The organism is Leptolyngbya sp. CCY15150 (assembly GCF_016888135.1).
In the GTDB taxonomy this organism is placed as follows: domain Bacteria; phylum Cyanobacteriota; class Cyanobacteriia; order RECH01; family RECH01; genus RECH01.
In genome coordinates, this window is the sequence record NZ_JACSWB010000237.1 from 1 (window position 1) to 598 (window position 598).

The window sequence follows — 598 nt, forward strand, 5'->3', positions numbered from 1 at the left end:
GTGGTGGGGAAGACCAAGGGTTATTTACGATTGATGCCACCACGGGTGAGTTGTCCTTCCTCTCCGCACCAGACTTTGAACAGCCGTTGGATGTGGGCAATGACAATGGCTATGGCGTCGAGGTAACGGTTACCGATGCCGGTGGATTAAGCGCCGCACAACTGTTTACCATCAACGTCACCGACGTCAACGAAGCGCCCATCAATGCTCCCACGCCGTTTGACGATATCCTCAGCGGCACAGCAGGTGACGATACGATTCTTGCGTTGGCGGGAAATGATGTAGTGCGCGGCTTGGGCGGTGACGATCGCCTCTTTGGACAAGCGGGGAGCGATCGCCTCCTTGGCGGTGTAGGCAATGACGTTCTTAATGGTGGAGCAGATAACGATCGCCTCTTTGGACAAGCCGGGAGCGATCGCCTTGATGGCGGTATCGGCGACGATCGCATCGATGGCGGTACCGGAAACGATATCATAACCACCGGACAAGGGCGTGACCTACTTGTCATTCGCCAAAACGATGGCTTCGACCGCGTTACCGATTTCCAAAACAATCGAGACCGTATCGACATCGTCGGCCTTCGGTTCGGACAACTCTC

1 pseudogene is annotated in these 598 nt (G+C 55.7%); it reads left to right on the forward strand.

Going from position 1 to position 598, the window contains the following annotated elements:
• Window positions 1-598 (forward strand): annotated as a pseudogene (locus JUJ53_RS18170) (hypothetical protein); the annotation flags it as partial.